The sequence below is a fragment of the Micromonospora sonneratiae genome (assembly GCF_042679305.1).
GTDB lineage: Bacteria > Actinomycetota > Actinomycetes > Mycobacteriales > Micromonosporaceae > Micromonospora_H > Micromonospora_H sonneratiae.
Genome location: NZ_JBHTMP010000164.1, coordinates 1 through 1208 on the forward strand (window position 1 = coordinate 1; position 1208 = coordinate 1208).

General features: G+C 66.6%; 1 protein-coding gene. It reads right to left on the reverse strand.

Annotation, left to right across the window (positions count from 1 at the left end):
- Positions 1–14: 14 nt before the first annotated feature.
- Positions 15–1106, reverse strand: a complete 1092-nt coding sequence (locus tag ACFQ4H_RS34805; protein ID WP_377579536.1) for an IS630 family transposase — start codon at positions 1104–1106, stop codon at positions 15–17.
- Positions 1107–1208 lie beyond the last annotated feature (102 nt).

The following is a 1208-nucleotide window of genomic DNA, read 5'->3' on the forward strand; positions in this document are numbered from 1 at the left end:
GAACTAGTGCCCCGTCATGCAGCCTTGAATGGGTAATCCGGATGCCGGATCTTGGAGTTGATCGCGAATCCTGATTTCGGTTGGGCTCGTTGGTTGCGCCAGCGGATGTAGTCGCCGATGGCGGTGTCCTGTTCGGCGTGGCTGCGGTGGTCGGTGCCGTTGAGGGCGAAGTAGCGTACTGCGGCGAACTCGGCTTCGATCCAGTTCAGCCACGACGTGTAGGTCGGTAGGAACACCAGCTCCGCCTGGTTGGCGGCGCACCAGGCGCGGACCTCGGGGTGTTTGTGTGGGGAGAAGTTGTCCAGGATGAGGTAGAGGCGCTGGTTGGGCCAGCGGCGGCGCAGGGTCTTGAGGAAGGCCAGGAACTCGCGCCAGCGTTTCCGGTCGCGGATGCGGTAGTGCAGCTTGCCGGTGGCCAGGTCGAGGGCGGCGATCATGTGGCGGACGCCCTGGCCGCGGGTGTAGGTGGCCCTCAGCCGGACCGGCTGTCCCTGCGGGCGCCAGGTCCGGCCGGGACGGGGTTGCAGGTTTAGCGGCCCGAACTCGTCCACGCAGATCACCCGGCCGTCGGCGGGTGGGTGGTCGTAGAGGTCCAGGACCCGGCGCATCTTCGTGGTGAAGTCCGGGTCTGTGCTGGCCTTCCACGTCTTCGTGGCCTGCCACGACACCCCGCGCTCATGCAGGATCCGCCGGATCGTCTCGACGCTGATCGCTGTCGCGTAGCCGGCCTCGATCAGGTAGTCGCGCAGCTTGGCAAGCGACCAGCAGGAGAACGGCTGGCCGAGGAAGCGGGGGTCGCACCGGGCGATGACGCAGATCCAGTCGCGGGTCTGCTCATCGATCCGTCTCGGTGCGCCCCCGCTCCATTTTGGGTCGAGTGCGGTGAACCCCCGCTCGTTGAACGCGTGGATCACGTCGCGGACGTAGTCCTCGCTGGCCTTCAGCAGGTGGGCGATGTCCGGGGCCGGCTGGCCCTGGGCGGACATCAGGACCACGATCGCCCGGCGCAGCTTCACCGGGTCCTTCGCCGTGCGGGTGATCCGCTGTAACCGCTGGCCCTCGGCCATCGACACCTGCCGGACGAACACTTCCGGGCGTCTACCCACCCGGCACCACCTCCCACAGCCTCAAGCGCTGGGAGACAGCCTGCCTTACGGATCCTCAGAACCGACGGATTACACGATCAACGTTCAAAGACGAGGCACTAG